Here is a 22,585-nt window from a genome sequence, read left to right as displayed (position 1 = left end):
ATGCATCATTGCGCATGGTCATGCAATGGGGGCCCGTGGAACCCAGGGAAAGGAGGCATGCCGAAGCCCTGGGCATGACCATCCCGGCCCTATGTACTAGAGTTATCTCGACATCGAGATATCTGCCGAGGTGCACCGCAGCCGCGCGGCGCCGCCGGTCTGATGGTAAGGGTTACCTAACTTAGCCTTACCTTAGCGGATCGGCCAAGTAGTCGTCGCGGCAGGATCGTGGTGGTACGCGCACATCAATGAAGGAGACTGTCGTGTCGGCGAACAGCTTCGACGCCCGCAGCACGCTGCAGGTGGGCGACGAGTCGTACGAGATCTTCCGGCTGGACAAGGTCGAGGGCTCCGCACGCCTCCCCTACAGCCTGAAGGTGCTGCTGGAGAACCTCCTCCGCACCGAGGACGGCGCGAACATCACCGCCGACCACATCCGCGCCCTCGGCGGCTGGGACTCCCAGGCCCAGCCGTCGCAGGAGATCCAGTTCACGCCGGCCCGCGTGATCATGCAGGACTTCACCGGCGTGCCCTGTGTCGTGGACCTCGCCACCATGCGTGAGGCCGTCAAGGAGCTCGGCGGCGACCCCGCGAAGGTCAACCCGCTCTCCCCGGCCGAGCTGGTCATCGACCACTCCGTCATCGCCGACAAGTTCGGCACCAACGACGCCTTCGCGCAGAACGTCGAGCTGGAGTACGGCCGCAACCGCGAGCGCTACCAGTTCCTGCGCTGGGGCCAGACCGCCTTCGACGACTTCAAGGTCGTCCCGCCGGGCACCGGCATCGTCCACCAGGTGAACATCGAGCACCTGGCGCGCACGGTCATGGTCCGTAACGGCCAGGCCTACCCCGACACCCTCGTCGGCACCGACTCGCACACCACCATGGTCAACGGCCTCGGCGTCCTCGGCTGGGGCGTCGGCGGCATCGAGGCCGAGGCCGCGATGCTCGGCCAGCCGGTCTCCATGCTCATCCCGCGCGTCGTCGGCTTCAAGCTGACCGGTGAGCTCAAGCCCGGCACCACCGCCACCGACCTCGTGCTGACCATCACCGAGATGCTCCGCAAGCACGGTGTCGTCGGCAAGTTCGTCGAGTTCTACGGCGAGGGCGTCGCCGCCACCTCGCTGGCCAACCGCGCCACCATCGGCAACATGTCGCCGGAGTTCGGCTCCACCGCCGCGATCTTCCCGATCGACGGCGAGACCATCAAGTACCTGAAGCTGACCGGCCGTGACGCCCAGCAGCTCGCGCTGGTCGAGGCGTACGCCAAGGAGCAGGGCCTCTGGCTGGACCCGAAGGCCGAGCCGGACTTCTCCGAGAAGCTGGAGCTGGACCTCTCCACGGTCGTCCCGTCCATCGCCGGCCCGAAGCGCCCGCAGGACCGCATCGTCCTCGCGAACGCCGCCGAGCAGTTCAAGGTCGACGTCCGCAACTACGTCGACTCCGTGGACGAGGCGGGCCAGGAGTCCTTCCCGGCCTCCGACGCGCCGGCCGTCGCCCCGAACGGCGCCCCGTCGAACCCGGTCACCGTCACCGCCCCCGACGGCTCGACCTACGAGATTGACCACGGTGCGGTCACCGTCGCGGCCATCACCTCCTGCACCAACACCTCCAACCCGTACGTCATGGTCGCCGCCGCGCTGGTGGCCAAGAAGGCGGTCGAGAAGGGCCTGACCCGCAAGCCGTGGGTCAAGACCACCCTCGCCCCGGGTTCGAAGGTCGTCACCGACTACTTCGACAAGGCGGGCCTGACCCCGTACCTCGACAAGGTCGGCTTCAACCTCGTCGGCTACGGCTGCACCACCTGCATCGGCAACTCCGGCCCGCTGCCGGAGGAGGTCTCCAAGGCCGTCAACGACCACGACCTCGCGGTCACCTCGGTCCTCTCCGGCAACCGGAACTTCGAGGGCCGTATCAACCCCGACGTCAAGATGAACTACCTGGCCTCCCCGCCGCTGGTCGTCGCGTACGCCCTCGCGGGCTCCATGAAGGTGGACATCACGCGCGACGCCCTCGGCGTCGACCAGGAGGGCAAGCCGGTCTTCCTGGCCGACATCTGGCCCTCCGAGGCCGAGGTCAACGACGTCGTGGCGAACGCCATCGGCGAGGACATGTTCAACAAGTCCTACCAGGACGTCTTCGCGGGCGACGCCCAGTGGCAGGCGCTGCCGATCCCGACCGGCAACACCTTCGAGTGGGACGCGGAGTCGACGTACGTCCGCAAGCCCCCGTACTTCGAGGGCATGACGATGGAGACCACCCCGGTCTCCGACATCACGGGCGCCCGCGTCCTGGCCAAGCTCGGCGACTCGGTGACGACGGACCACATCTCGCCCGCCGGCGCCATCAAGGCCGACACCCCGGCCGGCAAGTACCTCACGGAGCACGGCGTCGAGCGCCGCGACTTCAACAGCTACGGCTCGCGCCGCGGCAACCACGAGGTCATGATCCGCGGCACGTTCGCCAACATCCGCCTGCGCAACCAGATCGCGCCGGGCACCGAGGGCGGCTACACCCGCGACTTCACCCAGGCCGACGGCCCGGTGTCGTTCATCTACGACGCCTCGCGCAACTACATCGAGCAGGGCACCCCGCTGGCCATCCTGGCCGGCAAGGAGTACGGCTCCGGCTCGTCCCGCGACTGGGCCGCCAAGGGCACCGCGCTGCTCGGCGTCAAGGCCGTCATCGCCGAGTCGTACGAGCGCATCCACCGCTCGAACCTCATCGGCATGGGCGTCCTGCCGCTCCAGTTCCCGGAGGGCCAGTCCGCCGAGGCCCTCGGCCTGACCGGCGAGGAGACCTTCTCCTTCACCGGTGTCGAGGAGCTCAACAACGGCACCACGCCGCGCACGGTCAAGGTCACCACCGACACGGGCGTCGAGTTCGACGCGGTCGTCCGCATCGACACCCCCGGTGAGGCCGACTACTACCGCAACGGCGGCATCATGCAGTACGTGCTGCGCTCCCTGATCCGCAAGTAAGCGGTCAAGTAGGCAGTACGGCAGGGCAGTCGACGGCCCTGCGAGGGCCGCATCCCCGGCGACGGGGGTGCGGCCCTTCGCCCTGTCCGCGCCGGGAAACCCCAGGTCATCACCCACCCTCAGGTGGAACACAGCGTTCCCTCAGCGGACCGGGACACGATCCGGACATGACTGGCACCGCAGGGTTCCGAAACGGCCGCGTCCGGGTGGAGGACGGGAGATGAGCCTGCGCCCGCTCCGCAACCGACCTCAGGGGCGCACCTGCGTGCACCGCCCACGGGTGCGCACCCGCTCGCTGCGCACCCGCCTGCTCGTCCTCGTCAGCGTCACCCTCGTCCTCGTCTGCGCCACGATGACGCTGACCACCGCCTTCATCCAACGCGCCTACCTCATGGGCGACCTGGACGGCCGGGTCGCGGCGGCCGCCTCGCGCAGCCTGGACGGGGCCTCGCTGCACCCGGAGAACGCGGACGGCCTGGGCTTCCTCAACGACAAGGGCCACGCCACCGGCATGCTCGCCGCCCGCCTCGACGAGGACGGCGCGATCGTCGCCGCCGAGGTCGTCAGCCAGGACGCCGCACCGAAGGGCCTCGCCGCCGCGCAGACCGCGGCCCTGGCGGACATCGCGACGGACGGCTCCCGGCACACCCGGACCGTGCCGGGGCTCGGCACCTACCGGCTCACCGTCGTCGAAAGCGGGCGGGTCCGCGTCCTCGCCGGGCTGCCCATGAGCGACGTGCAGCGCATGATCGGCCGACTGGTCGTCGCCGAGGCGGCCGTCGCGGTGGCCGGGCTCTTCGTGGCGGGCTGCATCTGCACCGTGGTCGTACGACGCCAACTGCTCCCCCTCGGCCGGGTCGCCGCCACCGCCGCCGAGGTCTCCCGCGCCCCGCTCGACCGCGGCGAGGTCACCGGCCTCACACGCGTCCCGGCCGCGGACACCGACCCCGCCGGCGAGGCCGGACAGGTCGGCGCCGCCCTCAACCGCATGATCGACCACGTCGAGTCCTCCCTCACCGCCCGCCGGCGCACCGAGGAACGCATGCGTCGCTTCCTCGCCGACGCCGGTCACGAACTGCGCACCCCGCTCGCCTCGATCGCCGGGTACGCCGAACTCATGAACCGCGGCATCCACCGGATCGAGCCGATGCTCGCCTGGCGCCGCGTCTGGGCAGAGTCGGCCCGGATGACGGGTCTGGTGGAGGACATGTTGCTGCTGGCCCGGCTGGACGAGGGCCGCCCCCTGCAGTCCGCCGAGGTGGATGTGGCGGCGCTGGTCGCGGAGGCGGTGTGGGACGCGCGGGCCGCCGGGGGAGACCATGAATGGCAGCTCGAACTCCGCCTCGACGACACCCCGTTGGTCCTGGGCGACGAGGCCCGGCTGCGTCAGGTGGTGGCCGGCCTCCTGTCCAACGCACGGGCCCACACCCCGCCGGGCACGACGGTGGTCGCCTCCGTCGAGACCGGTGCCGGCCGCTGTGCGATCCGGATCCTGGACGACGGCCCGGGCATCCCGCCCGGCCTGCTCCCACAGGTCTTCGACCGCTTCACCCGCGCCGACACCTCCCGGGCCCGCGGCGGCCCGCGCAACGGCGGCTCCGGCTCCGGCCTCGGCCTCGCCGTCGCGGCGGCCATCGTGTCCGCGCACGGCGGCCGTCTCGACGTGGAGAGCGAGCCGGGCCGTACGGAGTTCACGATCGAACTGCCGCCCGCGGGAGCCGGGCCACCGCCGCCGGCCACGGTGTCGGGCCCGTCCGTCCCGGCAGCGCTGCCCGCCCTCCGGCCCTAGGCCCTGTCGTCCGGGGCGATCTCCGGCAGTGCCTGTTCGGCCCAGATCACCTTGCCCTGCGGGGTGTACCGGGTGCCCCAGCGCTCGGTCATCTGCGAGACCAGGAACAGGCCCCGGCCTCCCTCATCGGTCGTCGCGGCGTACCGCAGATGCGGGGAGGTGCTACTGGCGTCGGCAACCTCGCAGATCAGCGTGCGGTCGCGGATCAGCCGCACGTGGATCGGCCCGCAGCCGTAGCGGATGGCGTTGGTGACGAGCTCGCTCAGTACGAGTTCCGTGGCGAAGTCCAGCTCGGACAGGCCCCACTCCGCGAGCTTCCCGGACACGGCTTCGCGCATCCCCGACACCGCGGCCGGATCCCGTGGCACGTCCCAGTCGGCGACCCGGTCCGGCGGCAGCGCCCGGGTGCGCGCGATGAGGAGAGCGACGTCGTCCCTGGGCCGCCCGGGCAGCAGTTCGTCCAGCACGGCCTGGCAGCTCTCCTCCGGCGGCCGGTCGGGGTGGCCGGTCAGCGCCTTGCGCAGCAGCTCCATGCCCACGTCCAGGTCCCGCGCGCGGTCCTCCACGAGGCCGTCGGTGTACAGGACGAGCTGGGAGCCCTCGTCGAGGTCCAGCTCTGCCGTCTGGAACGGCATGCCGCCGAGGCCGAGGGGCGGCCCGGCCGGCAGTTCGGGGAAGGTCACGCTGCCGTCGCGGTGGACCAGCGCCGGCGCCAGGTGCCCCGCTCGCGCCATGACGCAGCGGCGCCTCGTGGGGTCGTAGATCGCGTACAGGCAGGTGGCGCCCACGATCTCCGCGGCCGTGTCCGCGCTCGAGGACTCGTCCTGGTCGATACGGCCCACCAGGTCGTCCAGATGGCTCAGCAGCTCGTCGGGCGGCAGGTCGAGCGTGGAGAAGTTGTGCACCGCGGTACGCAGCCGTCCCATCGTGGCGGCGGCGTGCAGGCCGTGGCCGACCACGTCGCCGACGACCAGCGCCACCCGGCTCCCCGGCAGCGGAATCACATCGAACCAGTCACCGCTCACGCCCGACTGCGCCGGGATGTAGCGGTAGCCGACGTCGAGGGCGCTCTGCTCGGGCAGGGCCCGCGGCAGCAGGCTGCGCTGGAGGGTGACCGCCAGGGCGTGCTCGCGGGTGTACCGGCGGGCGTTGTCGATGCTGACGGCGGCCCGGGCCACCAGCTCCTCCGCCAGCGACAGGTCCTCCTCGTCGAAGGGGTCGTGCCCCTTGGCGCGCCAGAAGTTGGCCATGCCCAGCACGACCCCGCGAGCCTGGATCGGGGCGGTGATCAGCGAGTGGATTCCGTACTCGAGGATGTCCCGGGTGGTTTCCCGGTCCTGCTCGTGCCAGTCCGTCGCGGTCGACAGGTCGGTCACCAGCTCGGAGCGGCCGGTGCCGTAGCCGCGTCCCTGGGGTGTGGAGGGCAGGAAGTCGATCAGCCGGCCCTTTTCGTAGAGCGGATGGTCGTCGCGGATGCCGCGCACGGTGACGCGTCGTATGTCCGTCGCGGTGGGAGGCGGCTCGTCCCCGTGCACGACGCCGTCGGCGAGGTCCACGGTGACGAAGTCGGCGAAGCGGGGGACGGCGACCTGCGCCAGCTCGTCGGCCGTGCGGATCACGTCGAGGGTGGTGCCGATGCCCAGTCCCGCGTCGTACAGCAGATCCAGCCGCTCACGTGCGAGCTGCGCCCTGCCGGACACCGCCTGGAGCTCGGTGGTGTCGCGGAGCGTCACCACTGTTCCCCTGGGGCCTCCGCCACGGTCCGTGGTCCGCTGGTTGACCGCCAGCAGGCGTCCCCCGGCGATGTGCACCTCGTCGGTGGCCTCGCGCCCGGAGACGAGTAGGGCCGCCGTTTCGGGGTCGAGACCGGAGAGCTCCCGGACGTGCCGCCCCTCGGCGTCGGCGGACAGCTCCAGCAGCCGCCTGGCCTCGTCGTTGGCGAGGAGCAGCTGCCCGTCGTCACCGACGATGAGCACCCCTTCCCGCACGGAGTGCAGCACCGCGTCGTGGTGCTCGTACATGCGGCTCATCTCGTCCGGGGCCAGGCTGTGGGTCTGCCGCCGCAGCCGCCGGCCCACCAGCGCCATCCCGCCGGTCGACACCACGAGCGCGCCGGCCCCGGCGCCCAGGATGATCGGCAGTTGCCGGTACACCTGGCTGGTCACGTTCTCGACCTTCATGCCCGAGGAGACGAGGGCGGTCACCCTGCCGGCCGCGTCGTGGACGGGAACCGTCGCCTGCACCTCGTCGCCCAACGGACCCTGGACACTCTCGGTGTAGACCTTCCCGGCCAGCGACGGCTCGATCCGGCCCACGAACCGTTTGCCGATCCGGTCCGGGAGGGGATGGGTGTAGCGGATGCCGTTGGTGTCCATGATCACGATGAAGTCGACGCCCGCGGCCTTGCGTCCCGCTTCGGTGAGTGGCTGAAGGACGCGTGACGGGTCAGCCGTCCGCAGCGACGCCTCGACGCCCGGAGCGTGCGCGAAGGTCTGCGCGACGGCGACGGAGCGGCGCTTGGCCTCCGCTTTGGTGTCCCGATCCGACTGCAGAACCAGCGCGACGACGGCGCCGGCCACGAGCAGCACTACGAGCGCCACTTGCAGCACGAAAACCTGTCCGGCGACGCTTCGGGGGCTCTTGCCGATCAGTGACCGAAGGGAGTGGCGCCCAAAACGGACGAAACGCTCCGCCATGCGGGCATTTGTAGCACTGCTCATGCAAGGTGGCTATGGCCGTCCAATCGGTGGACGGGCCGTGGGAGGGTGTACGGCCAGGTCAGAACCCCACGAGCGCGTCGAGGTCGATCCCGATCGGGAACGGCAGCTCGGTGCCGAGCTTGTCGTGGTGCACCGGATGCGACGGCGCGGGGAAGTAGGTGAGGGTGTCCGCGTTGAGCCAGTACTCGTGCACCGCGAGCTTCTGATCTCTGTCCAGTTCCACGCGCCAGTAGTACGGGACCCGGTGCGCGGCGAAGAGGGCGGGCTTGCGTACGCGGTCGTCCTGGCGGGAGCCGGGGGAGACGACCTCTACGGCGAGGATGACCTTCTTGACGGGGACGCACTCGGTCTCGAAGAAGTCCAAGCCCGTGCGGTCGAAGACGATCAGGTCCGGCTTGGGGGTGTTGCGGTCGTCGACCATGACGCATTGTGCGCAAACGACCCTGTACGACTCGGTCCGGGCGGACTTCAGAGCCCTCGCCAGTCCGTGGCGTACGTAGTTGTGCCAGAGCCTGGTCCACGCTCGAGGTGTGATCACTCCGTCCACGAGTTCCCAGTCGAAGGGCGACTCCAAGTCCTTGACCTGGTCGAAGCTCCAGCCGTCGGCCGGAGGGAACATCCAGGTCTGCTCGGTGGCCGGTCCCCGCTGGGGTGTGGTCATTCCTCTCATGGACGCCAGCGTGGACCCCGATGCGCGACGTGATCGTACGCACGGGGGTGCCGTCACACGGACCGGCGATGCCATGGCGTGCCACTGACGATGGCGAGAGGCGTTTACAACCACGCCCCCCGGCGCTACCTTCCGCAACAGACGGGGTGGGAGCGCTCCCATAGTCGGTGGACCGGAACCCGCCGCCCGGACCGCTCCCGCCCCGCGTGACCGCACGCGGCAGCCGCACCCCCACACACGCATCCACACGGCCCGTATCTGAAGGAACGGACTCTACTGTCATGATCCTGACAACCCATGACCTGGGGGCCACCACCCCACCACCCCGCCGATTAACCCGTCCCACCCGCACCAAAGCCCTCTTCCTCGTCCTGATCTCCCTCCTCGCCACCATCCCGGCCGTGGCCCTGGTCATGAGCACCGGCGGCGCGGCCGAGGCTCACGGCACGCCCATGAAGCCGGGCAGCCGCACCTTCCTGTGCTGGCAGGACGGCCTCACCGACACCGGTGAGATCAAGCCCGTCAACCCGGCCTGCCGGGCAGCCCAGCAGGTCAGCGGGACCACGCCGTTCTACAACTGGTTCTCCGTGCTGCGCTCCGACGGCGCCGGCCGCACCCGTGGCTTCGTGCCCGACGGCGAGCTGTGCAGCGGAGGCAACACCAACTTCACCGGCTTCAACACGCCGAGCAAGGACTGGCCGCTCACCCACCTCACCTCGGGCGCGACGGTCGACTTCGCCTACAACGCCTGGGCGGCGCACCCGGGTTGGTTCCACGTCTACATCACCAAGGACGGCTTCGACCCGGCCCAGCCCCTCACCTGGGACGACATGGAGGAGCGCCCCTTCCTGAGCGTCGACCACCCGCCGCTCAACGGCTCCCCGGGCACGGTCGAGGCCAACTACTCCTGGAGCGGGCAGCTTCCGGCGGACAAGTCGGGCCGCCACCTCGTCTACATGGTCTGGCAGCGCTCGGACAGCGCGGAGACCTTCTACTCCTGCTCCGACATCGTCTTCGACGGCGGCAACGGCGAGGTGACCGGCATCAAGGAGCCCGGCAACCCGACCGACCCGGTGCCCGGCGAGTGCTCCGCCGCCCGCCGCACGACCGGCAGTTGGTCAGGCGGCTACCAGTCCGAGGTGACCGTCACCAACAGCGGCGACGTCCCGATGCTCGGCTGGATGGTCGACTGGACCCTTGCGGCCGGCCAGAAGGTCGAGAGCCTCTGGAGCGGCAGCGCGACCTACACCGGCCAGGACGTGATGGTCCACAACGCCGACTGGAACGGCTCCCTCGACCCGGGGGAGAGCACGACATTCGGCTACGTCGTCTCCGGCTCAGGCGGCGACAGTGCGACGACTCTGCCCTGCCGGGTGGGCTGAACCCCGGGGCCCGATCCGCCGGAGGCCGTAGCTCCGGGCGGACCCGGTGGACGCTGAGCCGCCGTCCACCGGGTCCGCGAGCCGGACGGGCCCGAGGGGGGGAAGTGGGACCGTCCGGATGGTGCGTGGCTTGTGCGCTGCCGTGATGCGACAACGTTGTCGATTGGTCTGCACATGACTCTACCGCCTCAACGGACAACGATGTCAACTCAGTTGGCCTGCTCAGCCGTTCGGGTGCCCCGGCTGCGTGCCATGGCGCCCGCAGGCGCTCTTCCGTGGTACGCGTGGCGCACGCTACTGTCCCTGCGGCTTGTGCGACCTGTGGTGCGCGACCCGTCCGAAGGAGGAGGGGCCGCGTCATGCGCTTCCGTCCCACGTCCCTGCTGCTGGCCGCCGTTCTCGCGGTCACCGGCGCCACCCCCGCCCTCGCGGCGACCACCGCACCCCCGGGCCTGGTCCAGGACCCCACCCCGTACGTCGATCCCCTCATCGGTACCCGGAACGGCGGCAATGTCTTCCCGGGCGCCGTCACCCCGTTCGGCATGTTCTCCTTCAGCCCCGAGAACACCCGAGGCGATGCCACCCGCACGGCAGCGCCCGGCGGTTATCACTACGACGCCACCCGCATCCGGGGCTTCAGCCTGACCCACATGTCCGGTACCGGCTGCGCGGGCGGCAGCGGTGACATCCCCTTCTTCCCGTACGCCGGCGAGGTCGCCTCGTCGCCCGCCAGCGACACCAAGGACGCCGTCTACGCCTCCGACTTCACTCACGCCGACGAAACCGCGGAGCCCGGCCGCTACAAGGTCCGCCTTGCGTCCGGTGTCACCGCCGACCTCACCGCCACCGCCCGCACCGGCTCGGCGCGCTTCACCTTCCCGGCCGACAAGCCGGCCTCGCTGCTCGTCAGGACCGCCAACTCCGAGGTGGGGTCGACCGATTCGTCGGTCCGGATCGATCCGGCGAGGCGCACGATCTCCGGGTCGGTCAGGTCCGGCAACTTCTGCGGGTACCTCGACCCGGAGGGCCGACGCGCCTACTACACCGTCCACTTCGTCGCTCGCTTCGACCGTGCCTTCAAGGCCACGGGCACCTGGCAGGACGATCACCTCAGCCCCGGGTCCACTTTCGCGAGCGGCGGCACCGGCGGGTTCGCGAACGGCGGGCGGCCGGTGGCGGGCAAGGGCGCCGGCGGCTACGTCCAGTTCGCGCCCGGCGCCGGACCGGTGAACGTCAAGGTCGGCATCTCGTACGTCAGCCGGGCCGGCGCCGAGGCCAACCTCGCCGCGGAGAACCCGCCACAGCGCTCCTTCGACGCCGTACGCGACGCCGCCCACCGCGCCTGGCGTGACCGCCTGTCCGCGATCCGCGTCGGCGGCGGCACCGACGCCGAGCGCAGCACCTTCTACACCGCGCTGTACCACGCCCTCCTGCACCCGAACGTCATCAGCGACGCCGACCGCCGATACCGCGGCCCCGACGGCAAGGTCCACACCGTCAGCCGCGGACACCGGGCCCAGTACGGCACCTTCTCCGGCTGGGACGTCTACCGCGACCAGGTCCAGCTGCTCACCCTGCTGAACCCCCGCGTCGGCTCGGACATCGCCCAGTCCCTGTACGAACTGGCGGAGCAGAACGGCGGCATCTGGGACCGCTGGCTGCAGGGCGCGAGCGGCACCCATGTCATGAACGGCGACCCCTCACCCATCGCGCTGGCCGGCATCCGCGCCTTCGGCGGCACGGACTTCGACCTCCGCGGGGCACTGAAGTCGCTGGTGAAGGCGGCGACCGTGCCCACCGACAAGGACCTGTCGCCGGCCGGCAAGCCGGTGCTGTCCGTCGGGCAGCGCCCCTCCCTGGACAAGTACCTGAAGCACCACTACATGCCGTCCGTGTCGAACGCGTGGGGCGGTGCCGCCGAGACGCTGGAGATGTCCGGCGCCGACTTCGCCCTCTCCCGACTCGCCGCCGAGGCAGGGCAGAAGGACACGGCGACGGCCTTCGCCCGCCGCTCCCAGTGGTGGCAGAACAACTTCAACATCGCCGCCACCCCGACCGGCGGCTACATCGCCAACCGCAAGGCCGACGGCAGCTGGGTCACCGGCTTCACCCCCGCCACCGGGAACGGATTCGTGGAGGGTACGGCGGCCCAGTACACGTGGATGGTCCAGCACGACCCGGCGGGTCTGTTCGCCGCGATGGGCGGTCGTGACGAGGCCGTGAAACGCCTCGACGCCTTCTTCCGCACCGCCGACGGCAGCTGGGCCTTCACCGGCAGCGGCGGTGAGAAGTCCGAGCTGGACAACGAGCCGTCCATCAACGTGCCCTACCTGTACGCCTACGCGGGCGCCCCGCACAAGACACAGGAGACGGTCCGGGCGGCGATGCGTGAGCTGTGGTCAACGGAGCCCGGAGGCATCCCCGGCAACGACGACCTCGGTGCCATGTCGTCCTGGTACGTCTTCTCGGCGCTCGGCATGTACCCCCAGGTGCCGTCCCGCGCCGAACTGGTCCTCGCCTCCCCGCTGTTCCCCCGCATCGAGATCGACCGCCCGAACGGCAACGACATCTCCGTGCACGCGGAGGGCGCCGCCGCCGACGCCCCGTACATCCGCTCCCTGAAGGTCAACGGCCGTACGAGCGACCGTCCTTGGCTGTCGGCGTCCCTCGTACGTGACGGTGGCCGACTGGACTACGCCCTCTCCGGTGCGCCCGACCCCGCCTGGGGAGCGTCGGCGGCCCCGCCGTCCTTCCGCGAGGGCGAGCAGCCGTACCAGATCGGCGTCGGCCCGACCACGGCGACCGTCGCGCCCGGTGGGACGGCGAAGGTCGGCATCCGCGCCCTGTCGATGAGCGGGGGAGAGGGGCCCGAGGTGCGCTACCGGGTCGACGTGCCCGACGGCATCACGGCAACCCCGGCCGATGGCACGGTGGTCGACGGCTCACAGGAGATCACGCTGAGCACCGCCGAGGGCGTGGCTCAGGGCTTCTACGACGTGGACGTGACCGTGACCTCGGGCGACACCTCCTACGTACAGCCCGTCTCCCTGACCGTCGCGGCGCCCCGGACCCTCCTCGCCGCCTACAACAACACCGGCATCTCCGACGACGCCGGTGACCACGACGAGGCCGACTTCGACGGCGGCGGCTGGAGCTACTCGCGGCAGGCGCTCGCCGGGGCCGGTCTGACGCCGGGCAAGCAGGGCACGGTCGGCGGCGGGCTCAGCTTCATCTGGCCGGACTCCACGAGCGGCCGTCCGGACAATGTCTCGGCAGCGGGGCAGGTCGTCGAACTCGCGGACCCGGCACGCCAGTTGTCCTTCCTTGGCAGCGGCGTGAACGGCAACCAGCAGTCCCAGGCCACCGTCACCTACACCGACGGCAGCAGCGACACCGTCGACCTCGCCCTCACGGACTGGACCGTCGGCGGCGGCGCCGGGACGGTCCAGTACGGCAACGAGATCGTCGCCCGGGCCGCGTACCGGAACGTCGCCGGCGCGGACCGGGACCCCGTCGACACGTACATCTTCGCCACCCGGCCGTTCAGCGCGCCGGCGGGCAGGACGATCGCACGCGTGACGCTGCCGGAGGACAGCGACCTGCATGTGTTCACGCTGGCCGTGAGCTGACGCCTCGTGGGTTCAACTCGACGTCCAGCCAGTCCAGTTGGCGGCGCACATGCATCGCGTCGCCGCCTTCGTGGCCGTTGAACGGATAGGGGTGGATCTCCTTGCGCGGGTCGGCGCCCGACAGTTCCGCATAGCGGTTGAAGGCGCCGTACGCCCCGCTCGGCGGGCACACCGTGTCGCGCAGGCCGACGCCGAAGTGGGCCGGGGCGTGGGCGCGGCGGGCGAAGGAGATCCCCTCCATGTGGGCGAGGGTGTCGTAGGCGGCCCGCTCGGTGCCCCGGTGCACCGAGAGGTACGCGGCGATCTCGCCGTAGGGCCCCGCGTCGGTGAGGTCGAGGGCGCGTCGGATGCCGCACAGGAACGGGGCGGTGACCAGGAGCGCGGCGAGGTCGGGGAGCAGTCCCGCGACGGCCAGGGCGAGCCCGCCGCCCTGGCTGTTGCCGACGGCCGCGACGCGTGAGCCGTCCACGCCCGGCAGGGCGCGCAGCGCCTCGACGGCCCGTACCGCGTCCGTGATCAGGCGGCGGTAGTGGTGGTCCCGGGGAGAGAGCAGACCGCGAACCGCAGGGCCCGGGCCGCCCGGTGCCGTGGCGTGCGGGTCCGGGGTGGCGCCGCCGTTGCCGTACTGGTCGCCCTGGCCCCTGTTGTCCATCAGCAGATGCGCGTATCCGGCGTTCACCCAGGTCAGCCGCTCGTGCGGGAGGCCGCGGCCGCGACCGTAGCCCGCGTACTCGACGACGGCGGGCAGCGGGTCGCGCACCCCGGCCGGCCTGCTGAACCAGGCCCGCACCGGGTTGCCGCCGAAGCCCCGGAAGGTGACGTCGCAGGTCTCGGTCAGCCGTAGGCCGGTCGTCACCGGGTGCGCCGACACCAACACCTCGGGCTGCGCCGCCTCCTTGAGGGTGGTGCGCCAGAACTCGTCGAAGCCGGCGGGCTCTTGGAGGTCGGGGCGATGGCGTTCCAGGCTCTCCAGCGGCAGGTCGAACGCGGGCAACGGCGGCCTCCGATTGTTGCGTTGCTGAATCAGAATGTTTCGTCACCTTCGACTCCCTCCGGTGTCGACCTCCGCAATTCCCCTTCCCTGTCAGTCCCATTGACAGCCATTACACCCGCCCCTAACCTCGCCGCAAAGTTGCCGGTACGACTCCGAAACTTTCGGTGCACCGGGAGGCCCATCGCATGAGCACCCCCATCACGTCGGCTCCACCGCCCGGCACCCAGGAGCCGCCGCCGACCAAGGCACCCCGTCCTCGTGAGCGACGCGTGACGCGCACCGGATGGCGGCGGGCGCTGCGCCGGGACTGGCAGTTGTACTCGCTGGCCGTGCTGCCGCTGCTGTTCTTCCTGGTGTTCCGCTATCTGCCGATGATCGGCAACGTGATCGCGTTCCGGCGCTTCGAGCCGGGCGGATCGATCTTCGGTGAGCAGTGGGTGGGCCTGCGCTATGTGGAGATGTTCCTCAGCGACCCCACCTTCTGGCAGGTGTTCCGCAACACCCTGTGGCTCGGCGGACTCACGCTCGTCTTCTGCTTCCCGATCCCGATCGTGCTCGCCCTGCTCCTCAACGAGGTGCGCCGGCGCTCGCTGAAACGGTTCGTGCAGTCGGTGTCATATCTGCCGCACTTCCTGTCGATCGTGATCGTCGCCGGCATCACCCTGCAGATGCTCGCCACGGACGGGCCGGTCAACCACGTCCTGGGGTGGTTCGGGCACGAGCCGATCCGGTTCATCCAGGAACCCGAGTGGTTCCGCACCGTCTACGTCGGCTCGGAGATCTGGCAGACCGCCGGCTGGGGCACGATCCTCTACCTCGCCGCGCTCACCACCATCGACGAGGACCTCTACGAGGCCGCCCGCATCGACGGCGCGGGCCGCTGGCGGCAGATCTGGCATGTCACCCTGCCCGGCATCCGCCCCACCATGATCACCCTGCTGATCCTCAACATCGGCACGTTCATGGCCGTCGGCTTCGAGAAGGTCCTGCTGCTGTACAACCCGCTGACTTACCCGACCTCCGACGTGATCTCCACCTACGTCTACCGCACCGGCGTGGAGTCCAACAGCTTCAGCTACGCCGCCGCCATCGGCCTGTTCGAGGCGATCATCGGCCTGGTCCTGATCACGTCCGCCAACCAGCTCTCGCGCCGCACGGTGGGGACCAGCCTGTGGTGAAGCCGAGCCGTGCCCACCGTGTCTTCCAGGGCGTCAACGGGGTGATCCTCACCCTCGTCGTGGCCGTGACCCTGTATCCCTTCCTCAACATCATCGCGAGGTCCTTCAGCGGGGAGCGGCAGATCCGGGCCGGCGAAGTCACCCTGTGGCCTAAGGGGTTCAACCTCACCACGTACAAGATCGTGTTCCAGGACGCGATGTTCTGGCGAAACTACGGCAACACCGTGCTCTACACGGTCGTCGCGACCACCGTCGCCATGGTGCTCACGACCTGCTACGCCTACGTCCTGTCGAAGAAGCACCTCAAGGGCCGCACCGCGCTCGTCGGCATCGCCGTGTTCACGATGTTCTTCACCGGCGGCCTGATCCCCAACTACGTCCTGATCACCAGCCTCGGCATCAAGAACAGCGTCTGGGCGATCGCGCTGCCCAACGCGATCAGCGTCTTCAACCTCCTGGTGATGAAGGCCTTCTTCGAGAGCCTGCCGACGGAACTGGAGGAGGCCGCGCAGATCGACGGGCTGAGTACGTACGGCACCCTGTTCAGGATCGTGCTGCCGCTGTCCAAGGCGGTCGTCGCGACGATGGTGCTCTTCTACTCGGTGTCCTTCTGGAACTCCTGGTTCAGCGCCTTCCTCTACCTGGACCGGACGGATCTGATGCCGGTCACCGTCTATCTGCGCAACCTCATCCAGGGCGCCACCGGCGGCTCCAACGCGGGCGCCGGCACCGAGCAGCTCAGCCAGGTCGGGGCCAACATCCAGGCCGTCACCATCGTGCTCACCGCGCTGCCGATCCTCTGCGTGTACCCGTTCGTCCAGCGCTACTTCGTCTCGGGCGTGATGCTCGGCGCGGTCAAGGGCTGACGGCTCGTCAATTCGATTACGGAACAAGGGAGTATCCGTGAAGAACGCAGGACAGCTGTCACGGCGCCAGATCCTCGCCGCCGCCGGATTCATCGGCCTCGCCACCCTCACCGGCTGCGGCGGCGGCGAGGACGGAGGGGACTCCAAGGACCTGTCGAAGAAGCAGAACGGCGCGATGAAGGAGTACCGCGCCGGCCAGCAGTTCAAGGCCGCGAAGCCGCTCCCCTTCTCGATGCTCCACAACAACAACCCGGTCTACCCGCTGAAGGGCGACTGGCTGTTCTGGAAGGAGGTCACCAAACGCACCGGCATCACCCTGAAGCCCGTGGACGTCCCGCTCGCGGACTACGAGAAGAAGCGCAGCGTCCTCATCGGCGCCGGCGACGCCCCCTTCCTGATCCCCAAGACGTACCACCCCTCCGAGGTCGCCTTCGTGTCGTCGGGCGCCGTCCTCCCGGTCAGCGAGTACGTGCACCTCATGCCCAACTACCGGGCCAAGGTGAAGAAGTGGAGGCTCGAGCCCGAGCTCGACTCCATACGCCAGTCCGACGGCAAGTACTACCTGCTGCCCGGCCTGCACGAGAAGGCCAAGTCCGGCTACTCGCTGTCCTTCCGCACGGACGTCCTCGACAAGCTCGGCCTCACGCTGCCGACCACTTGGGACGAGGTGTACACGGTCCTGAAGGCGCTCAGGCAGGAGTACCCCGACACATACCCCTGGACCGACCGCTGGAGCACCAACACCCCCTTCCCGTGCGGGGCGTTGTTCAGCTATCTCGGCCAGGCCCACGGGGTCAAGGCGGGCTGGACGTACACCAACGTCACCTTCGACACCAAGGCGCGGAAGTTCGTCTTCAACGGCGCGACGGACAGCTACCGGCGGATGGTCGAGTACCTGAGAAAACTCGTCGCCGAGAAGCTGCTGGACCCGGAGAGCTTCACCCAGCAGGACGAGCAGGCGGTGCAGAAGCTGCTCGCGGAGAAGTCCTATGTGATCAGCGCCAATCCGCAGGAGCTGGTGCAGAACTACCGCTACAACCTTCAGAAGCAGGTCGAGGGCGCCAAGATCGAGATGGTGCCCGTGCCGCTCGGCCCGGCCGGCCCGGTCGTCCTGGGCGGCACCCGCCTGGAGAACGGCATCATGATCTCCAGCGAGGCCCTCAAGAGCGACTCCTTCGTCGCGATGATGCAGTTCGTGGACTGGCTCTGGTACTCGGACGAGGGGCAGACGCTCTGCAAGTGGGGCGTCAAGGACGTCACGTACACCGAGTCCGGCGACCGGTACGAACTGGAGCCCGGCATCAGCCTCATGGGCTCCGACCCGGACGCCCCCAAGGACCTGCAGAAGGACTACGGCTTCTTCAACGGCGTCTTCACCTACGGCGGCAGCTGGGCCCTGGTCTCCTCGTCCTTCAGCCCGGACGAGAAGGCGTTCCAGGACGCCATGACCGAGCGCAGCCAGCTGCCCATCGACCCGGCCCACCCGCTCCAGTCGGTCGAGCAGGAGCAGGCCACCCTCTGGGACACGCCGCTCAGGGACCACGTCACCCAGAACACCCTCAAGTTCGTCCTGGGCAAGCGCCCGATGTCCGACTGGGACGCCTACGTCACCGAGCTCAAGTCCAAGAACATGGACCAGCTCGTCGACCTGCACAACAGGGCGTACGAACGCTTCTCGAAGGAGAACGGGTGAGCCACGCCCAGGGCCGCCATGAGGAGGCTCCATGAGCGGGGTACCCACGGCCGGCTTCGGCGCCGGCTCCCTCTCCCGTGCCGCCGCCCTGGTCCACACCCTGGTCACCGTCGAGGCCCTGCTGCTCCTGGCCGCCTCGCCCGGACTCGCCGGCCTGCTCCTCCTCGGCGCCGACCCGGCCAACCTGCCCCTCGCCGCCGTATGCCTGCTCCCGCTGGGACCGGCCCTGTCCGCCGCCCTGTACGCCCTGCACCACCGCAGCGGCGACCTGACCGACCTGCACCCGGCCCGGACCTACGCGCGCGGCTGGCGGGTCAATGCCCTCCCTGCCCTGCGCCTGTGGACACCCCTGCTCGCCTGGCTCGCGGTCATCGCCTTCACTCTCACCCACTTCTCCGCCACCGGGCTGCCCGGCTGGTGGGCGGTGCTGCTCGGGGCGATCGGCGCGGCCTGCATGCTGTGGGGCGCGCATGCGCTGGTCCTCACCTCGCTGTTCGCCTTCCGCAGCCGCGACACCGCCCGCCTCGCCGCGTACTTCGTCTTCCGGCAGGGCCGCGCCACCCTCGGCGCCGCCTCCCTGCTGGTGCTGGTGGCCGCGTCGACCGCCCTGCTGACCGAGGCCCTGCCCGCCCTGCTGGCGGCCCCACTGCTGCTCTCCCTGCTGCACAGCAGCCGCCCGGTGATCGCCGAGACCCAGGAGGACTTCACGGTATGACCGTGCCGCGCACCCCGAGGATCCCGTACGGCGGCGACTACAACCCCGAGCAGTGGCCGCAGCCGGTCTGGGACGACGACCACCGCCTGTTCACGCGGGCCCGCATCGACACCCTGACGGTCGGCGTCTTCTCCTGGTCCCTCACCCAACCGGCCCCCGGCACCTACGACTTCACGGTCCTCGACCGCATCCTGGACCGCGCCGCCGCCGAGAACCGCCAGGTCTGCCTGGCCACCGGCACCGCGGCCCTCCCGCCCTGGCTCGCCGAACGGCACCCCGAGGTCAACCGCACCGACTTCGAGGGCCGCCGCCACCGCTACGGCCGGCGCCACAACTTCTGCCCCAGCTCACCGGCGTACCGCGACCACGCCACGGCACTGGCGGCGCGGCTCGCGGAGCGCTGTGCGGACCACCCTGCGCTCCTCGCCTGGCACATCAACAACGAATACGGCGGCGCCTGTTACTGCGACCTGTGCGCCGAGGCGTTCCGCGAGTGGCTCCAGGACAGGTACGGCACCCTCGACGCCCTCAACGACGCCTGGTGGACGACCTTCTGGTCCCACCGCTACACCGACTTCGCCGAGATCGAGCCCCCGAGCGCCCTCACCGAGCACTGGCGCGGCCCCGACCACACCGCCTTCCAGGGCATCACCCTCGACTACTTCCGCTTCACCACCGACGCCCTCCTCGGCTGTTTCCTCGCCGAGAAGGAGGCGATCCGCGCCCACGACCCGGACACGCCCGTCACCACCAACTTCATGGGCATGTTCCGCCCCCTCGACTACCACCGCTGGGCGCCCCACCTCGACTTCGCCTCCTGGGACAGCTACCCGCCCCTCGACGCCCCTCCCACGTGGCCCGCCCTGGCCCACGACCTGATGCGCGGCCTCAAGGACGGCGCCCCCTTCTGGCTCATGGAACAGACGCCGTCCACGACGGCCTGCCGAGACGTCAACCCGCTGCGCCGCCCCGGCGAACTCCGCCTCGCCACCTTCCAGGCCGTCGCCCACGGCGCCGACGCCGCCCTCTACTTCCAGATGCGCGCCTCACGCGGCGCCTGCGAGAAGTACCACGGCGCGGTCATCGGCCACGCGGGCCGCGACGATACCCGGGTGTTCCGTGAAGTGGCGGACCTGGGACGGGAGTTGGAGGCGCTCGGCGACTCGACCCTCGGTGCACGCACCCCCGCCCGCACCGCCCTGCTGTTCGACTGGGACAGCTGGTGGGCCCTGGAGATCTCCGACGGCCCGTCCCGGCTGGTCAAGTACCCGGACGTGGTGCACGCCTACTACCGGGCCGCCCGCGAGGCCGGCGCGGACGTGGATGTCGTCCCGGTGACGGCCGACCTCGCGGCCTACGACGTGGTGCTCGCGCCGGTCCTGCACATGGTCAAGGCCGACCTGGCGGAGCGCCTCGAAGCCGTCGCCGCACGCGGCGGTACGGTCCTGACGACCTTCCTGTCGGGACGGGTGGACGAACACGACCGCGCTTTCCCCACCGACGTACCCGGCCCGCTCGCGCCCCTCATGGGCGTCCGCGTCGACGAATGGGACTCCCGGCCGCCGGAGTTCGCCCAGCCGATCCCGGAGCTGGAGGCGGAGGCCCGCCTCGTGTTCGAGATCGTGCAGCCGCGCGGCGCCGAGCCGGTCGCCACCTACGGCACCGACTTCTACGCGGGCACCCCGGCCGTGACCCGGCATACGTACGGCGAGGGCGAGGGCTGGTACGTCGCCACCGCCCTGGACCAACCCGGAGTCGACAAGGTCGTCCGCCGGATCCTGGCCCGCCACGACCTGCTCGGTCCGTACGCCGACCGGCCGACGGTCGAGACGGCCACCCGGGTCGCCCCCGACGGCACCCGTCTGCTCTTCCTCCTCAACCACGCCCCGGAGCCGGCCCACGTGACCGCCCACACCACCGCCACCGACATGCTGACCGGCAAGCGGGTCGAGGAGGGGGAGCCGCTGACTCTCGATCCGCTGGGCACAGCCGTCCTCCGACTTCAGTAGATGCGGCGCCCATGTGCGTCGGGCACACCCGACTTGCGCAAGAAGTAGCTGTTGATCTGATCGCGCCACTCGCGGGCGCTGCGGAGCTGCTCCTCGTGGAGCTCGGCCACCCGCGCGTGGCGCGCAGGGCCCACCAGATCCGCGAGCCCCGCCCACACCCGCTGAGCGGCCTCCACTTCCTCCACGCCCTCGAAGTGCGTGTCGTATATGTGCTGGATCACCGTCTTCCCACTCCGAAGCACGTGCCCGTACGCCACGTGATGGAAGAACAGCAGCAACTCGTCCGGGCACGTGTCCGGCGACTCGTACACCTCGGCCCACCACTTGGCGTACTGCCCCGCATACCCGGTGCCGGTCGCCACGCTGCGGTCGACGCCGATGCCGTCGCGGTCGGCGAAGTGGTAGGTGCCCCAGGGGCTGTACTCGTAGCCGTCGACGCTCGGGCCGTAGTGATGACCGGGCTGCACCATCCAGCCCACCCCGAGCGGGGCGGTGTACTTCTCGTACGTCCGCCAGGAACCGTCGAGCACCGCGTGCAGCCCGGACGACGGACCCGGCCCGAAGGCGAGCCGGATCCACTCGTCGAGGATCGCGCCCGGATCGGCGTCCGGCTGCCAGGCCAGTCGTCCGAAGGTGTACAGGTTCGCCTGGGCGAGGGGATGACCGGTCCAGAAGGGGTCGTCACCGACGTTGGACACGGCGACCATCGCGTCGGCCAGGTCCGCCACCGGCACCCCGTCGGGCCGGAACCGCAGCACCTCGCTCCACAGCGGCCCCAGCCAGCACACATGCCGCTGCTGCCCGGTGTACTCCTGCGTGGCCTGCATCTCCACCGCGAGCCGGGTGCGCGGCATCGCGCCGATGAGCGGTGAGACGGGCTCGCGCACCTGGAAGTCCATCGGCCCGTGCTTCACCTGGAGCACGGCATTGCCGGCGAACTGCCCGTCCAGCGGCACGAAATGGTCGTACGCCGCCCGCGCCCGGTCCGTCCTCCGGTCCCGCCAGTCCTGGCGGTGGTCGTAGACGAACGCCCGCCAGTGCACGGTGCCGCCGTACGGCTCCAGCGCGGCGCCCAGCATATTGGCGCCGTCCGCGTGGCTGCGGCCGTACGCGAAGGGCCCCGGCTGCCCCTCGGAGTCGGCCTTCACGACGAACCCGCCGAAGTCGGGGATCGCCTCGTACACCCGCGCCGTCGCCTCGGCCCACCACGCCCGCACCGCCTCGTCCAGCGGATCGGCGGTCGGCAGTTCCCCGAGCACCATCGGCGCGGCGAAGGTGACCGACAGATGGGTGCGGATGCCGTACGGCCGCAACGCGCCCGCGATCCGCGCGACTTCACCGATCCGGTCCGTGAGGAGACGCGCCTCGGCCTCGTGCACGTTGACGTTGTTCACCGCCACGGCGTTGATCCCGCACGCCGCCAGCAGCCTGCCGTACGCCCGCACCCGTCCCAGCAGCTCACCGCGCGCCCGGCCGTCCGCCCAGAACAGCGACCCGCCGGCGTACCCGCGCTCCACCTGGCCCATCACCGGGTGGACGGCGACGTTGTCCCAGTGGTCGAGCATCCGTAGTGCCAACGCCGGTGCGTGCTGCTCGCGTTGACGATCGCCGCCGTGGAACGCGGCCTCCCCGAGCCGCACGACATGGAAGAGGCCGTACAGCAGCCCGGACGCGCCGGACGCGGTGACGGTCGTACGGCCGTCACCGCGTCCGAAGGTGTAGGTCTCGCCGCCCTCGGTGCCGGTCAGTTCCAGCACCAGGTCGTAGGGACCGGGTTCGGGGGCCGCCGCGCTGTCGCGCGAGACGCTGCCCCCGAACCGTCCGCAGGCCTCCGCCACCTCACCATGGACCGTGTCCACGAGCGGACCCGAACCACGGATCAGCGTCCGCCGGGTGCCGATCGGCCGGAACGCCTCGTCCGGCAGCCAGGCCGGATCGACACCCTGCATGAGACCCCCA

The 22,585-nt window shown here is 70.3% G+C and carries 13 protein-coding genes; 9 read left to right on the top strand and 4 right to left on the bottom strand.

All coding sequences use genetic code 11. The features are described from left to right. Positions 1–263: 263 nt before the first annotated feature. Complete coding sequence (acnA, locus tag OG331_RS14580) at positions 264–2,981, top strand: aconitate hydratase AcnA (protein ID WP_406195993.1); 2,718 nt, start codon at positions 264–266, stop codon at positions 2,979–2,981. Between the two features lie 220 nt (positions 2,982–3,201). Then, a complete protein-coding gene (locus OG331_RS14575; RefSeq protein WP_406195991.1) occupies positions 3,202–4,770 on the top strand; it encodes a sensor histidine kinase in 1,569 nt (522 codons plus the stop codon). Here OG331_RS14575 and OG331_RS14570 read toward each other — a convergent pair. After that, positions 4,767–7,466, bottom strand: a complete 2,700-nt coding sequence (locus OG331_RS14570) for a SpoIIE family protein phosphatase (RefSeq protein ID WP_406195988.1) — start codon at positions 7,464–7,466, stop codon at positions 4,767–4,769. The genes OG331_RS14575 and OG331_RS14570 overlap by 4 nt on opposite strands. Before the next feature lie 82 nt (positions 7,467–7,548). Beyond that, positions 7,549–8,160: a Uma2 family endonuclease gene (locus OG331_RS14565; protein WP_406195986.1), complete on the bottom strand. Its 612-nt coding sequence runs from the start codon at positions 8,158–8,160 to the stop codon at positions 7,549–7,551. A gap of 281 nt (positions 8,161–8,441) precedes the next feature. Between OG331_RS14565 and OG331_RS14560 the strand changes: the two genes are divergently transcribed. Then, on the top strand, positions 8,442–9,542 hold the full coding sequence (locus tag OG331_RS14560; protein ID WP_406195984.1) for a lytic polysaccharide monooxygenase: 1,101 nt from the start codon (positions 8,442–8,444) through the stop codon (positions 9,540–9,542). A 359-nt stretch (positions 9,543–9,901) separates the two neighbouring features. Further along, positions 9,902–13,171 carry a GH92 family glycosyl hydrolase gene (locus tag OG331_RS14555; protein ID WP_406195982.1) on the top strand — a complete coding sequence of 1,090 codons (3,270 nt, stop codon included), beginning with the start codon at positions 9,902–9,904 and terminating at the stop codon, positions 13,169–13,171. On the opposite strand, the gene OG331_RS14550 is transcribed toward OG331_RS14555, so the two are convergent. After that, the gene (locus tag OG331_RS14550; protein WP_406195979.1) at positions 13,152–14,165 is read right to left on the bottom strand and encodes an acetylxylan esterase; all 1,014 of its coding nucleotides are present in this window, start codon (positions 14,163–14,165) and stop codon (positions 13,152–13,154) included. The genes OG331_RS14555 and OG331_RS14550 overlap by 20 nt on opposite strands. A 185-nt stretch (positions 14,166–14,350) precedes the next feature. On the opposite strand from OG331_RS14550, the gene OG331_RS14545 reads away from it, so the two are divergent. From OG331_RS14545 to OG331_RS14525, 5 genes are read left to right on the top strand one after another with little or no spacing between them, the layout of a single operon-like run. Next, a complete protein-coding gene (locus tag OG331_RS14545; RefSeq protein ID WP_406195977.1) occupies positions 14,351–15,343 on the top strand; it encodes an ABC transporter permease in 993 nt (330 codons plus the stop codon). Beyond that, on the top strand, positions 15,337–16,209 hold the full coding sequence (locus OG331_RS14540; RefSeq protein WP_406195974.1) for a carbohydrate ABC transporter permease: 873 nt from the start codon (positions 15,337–15,339) through the stop codon (positions 16,207–16,209). The genes OG331_RS14545 and OG331_RS14540 overlap by 7 nt, the downstream gene beginning before the upstream one ends. Before the next feature lie 37 nt (positions 16,210–16,246). Next, the gene (locus OG331_RS14535) at positions 16,247–17,902 is read left to right on the top strand and encodes an extracellular solute-binding protein (RefSeq protein ID WP_406195972.1); all 1,656 of its coding nucleotides are present in this window, start codon (positions 16,247–16,249) and stop codon (positions 17,900–17,902) included. Positions 17,903–17,933: 31 nt separating this feature from the next. After that, on the top strand, positions 17,934–18,617 hold the full coding sequence (locus tag OG331_RS14530) for a hypothetical protein (protein WP_406195969.1): 684 nt from the start codon (positions 17,934–17,936) through the stop codon (positions 18,615–18,617). After that, positions 18,614–20,626: a beta-galactosidase gene (locus OG331_RS14525; RefSeq protein WP_406195967.1), complete on the top strand. Its 2,013-nt coding sequence runs from the start codon at positions 18,614–18,616 to the stop codon at positions 20,624–20,626. The genes OG331_RS14530 and OG331_RS14525 overlap by 4 nt, the downstream gene beginning before the upstream one ends. Here the strand turns inward: OG331_RS14525 and OG331_RS14520 are convergent. Then, positions 20,620–22,575 carry an alpha-glucuronidase gene (locus OG331_RS14520; protein ID WP_406195965.1) on the bottom strand — a complete coding sequence of 652 codons (1,956 nt, stop codon included), beginning with the start codon at positions 22,573–22,575 and terminating at the stop codon, positions 20,620–20,622. The two genes, OG331_RS14525 and OG331_RS14520, sit on opposite strands and share 7 nt — an antisense overlap. Between the last annotated feature and the right edge of the window lie 10 nt (positions 22,576–22,585).

The organism is Streptomyces sp. NBC_01017, assembly GCF_045162795.1.
In the GTDB taxonomy this organism is placed as follows: Bacteria; Actinomycetota; Actinomycetes; order Streptomycetales; family Streptomycetaceae; genus Streptomyces; species Streptomyces machairae.
This window is presented reverse-complemented; position numbering and strand designations above follow the sequence as displayed.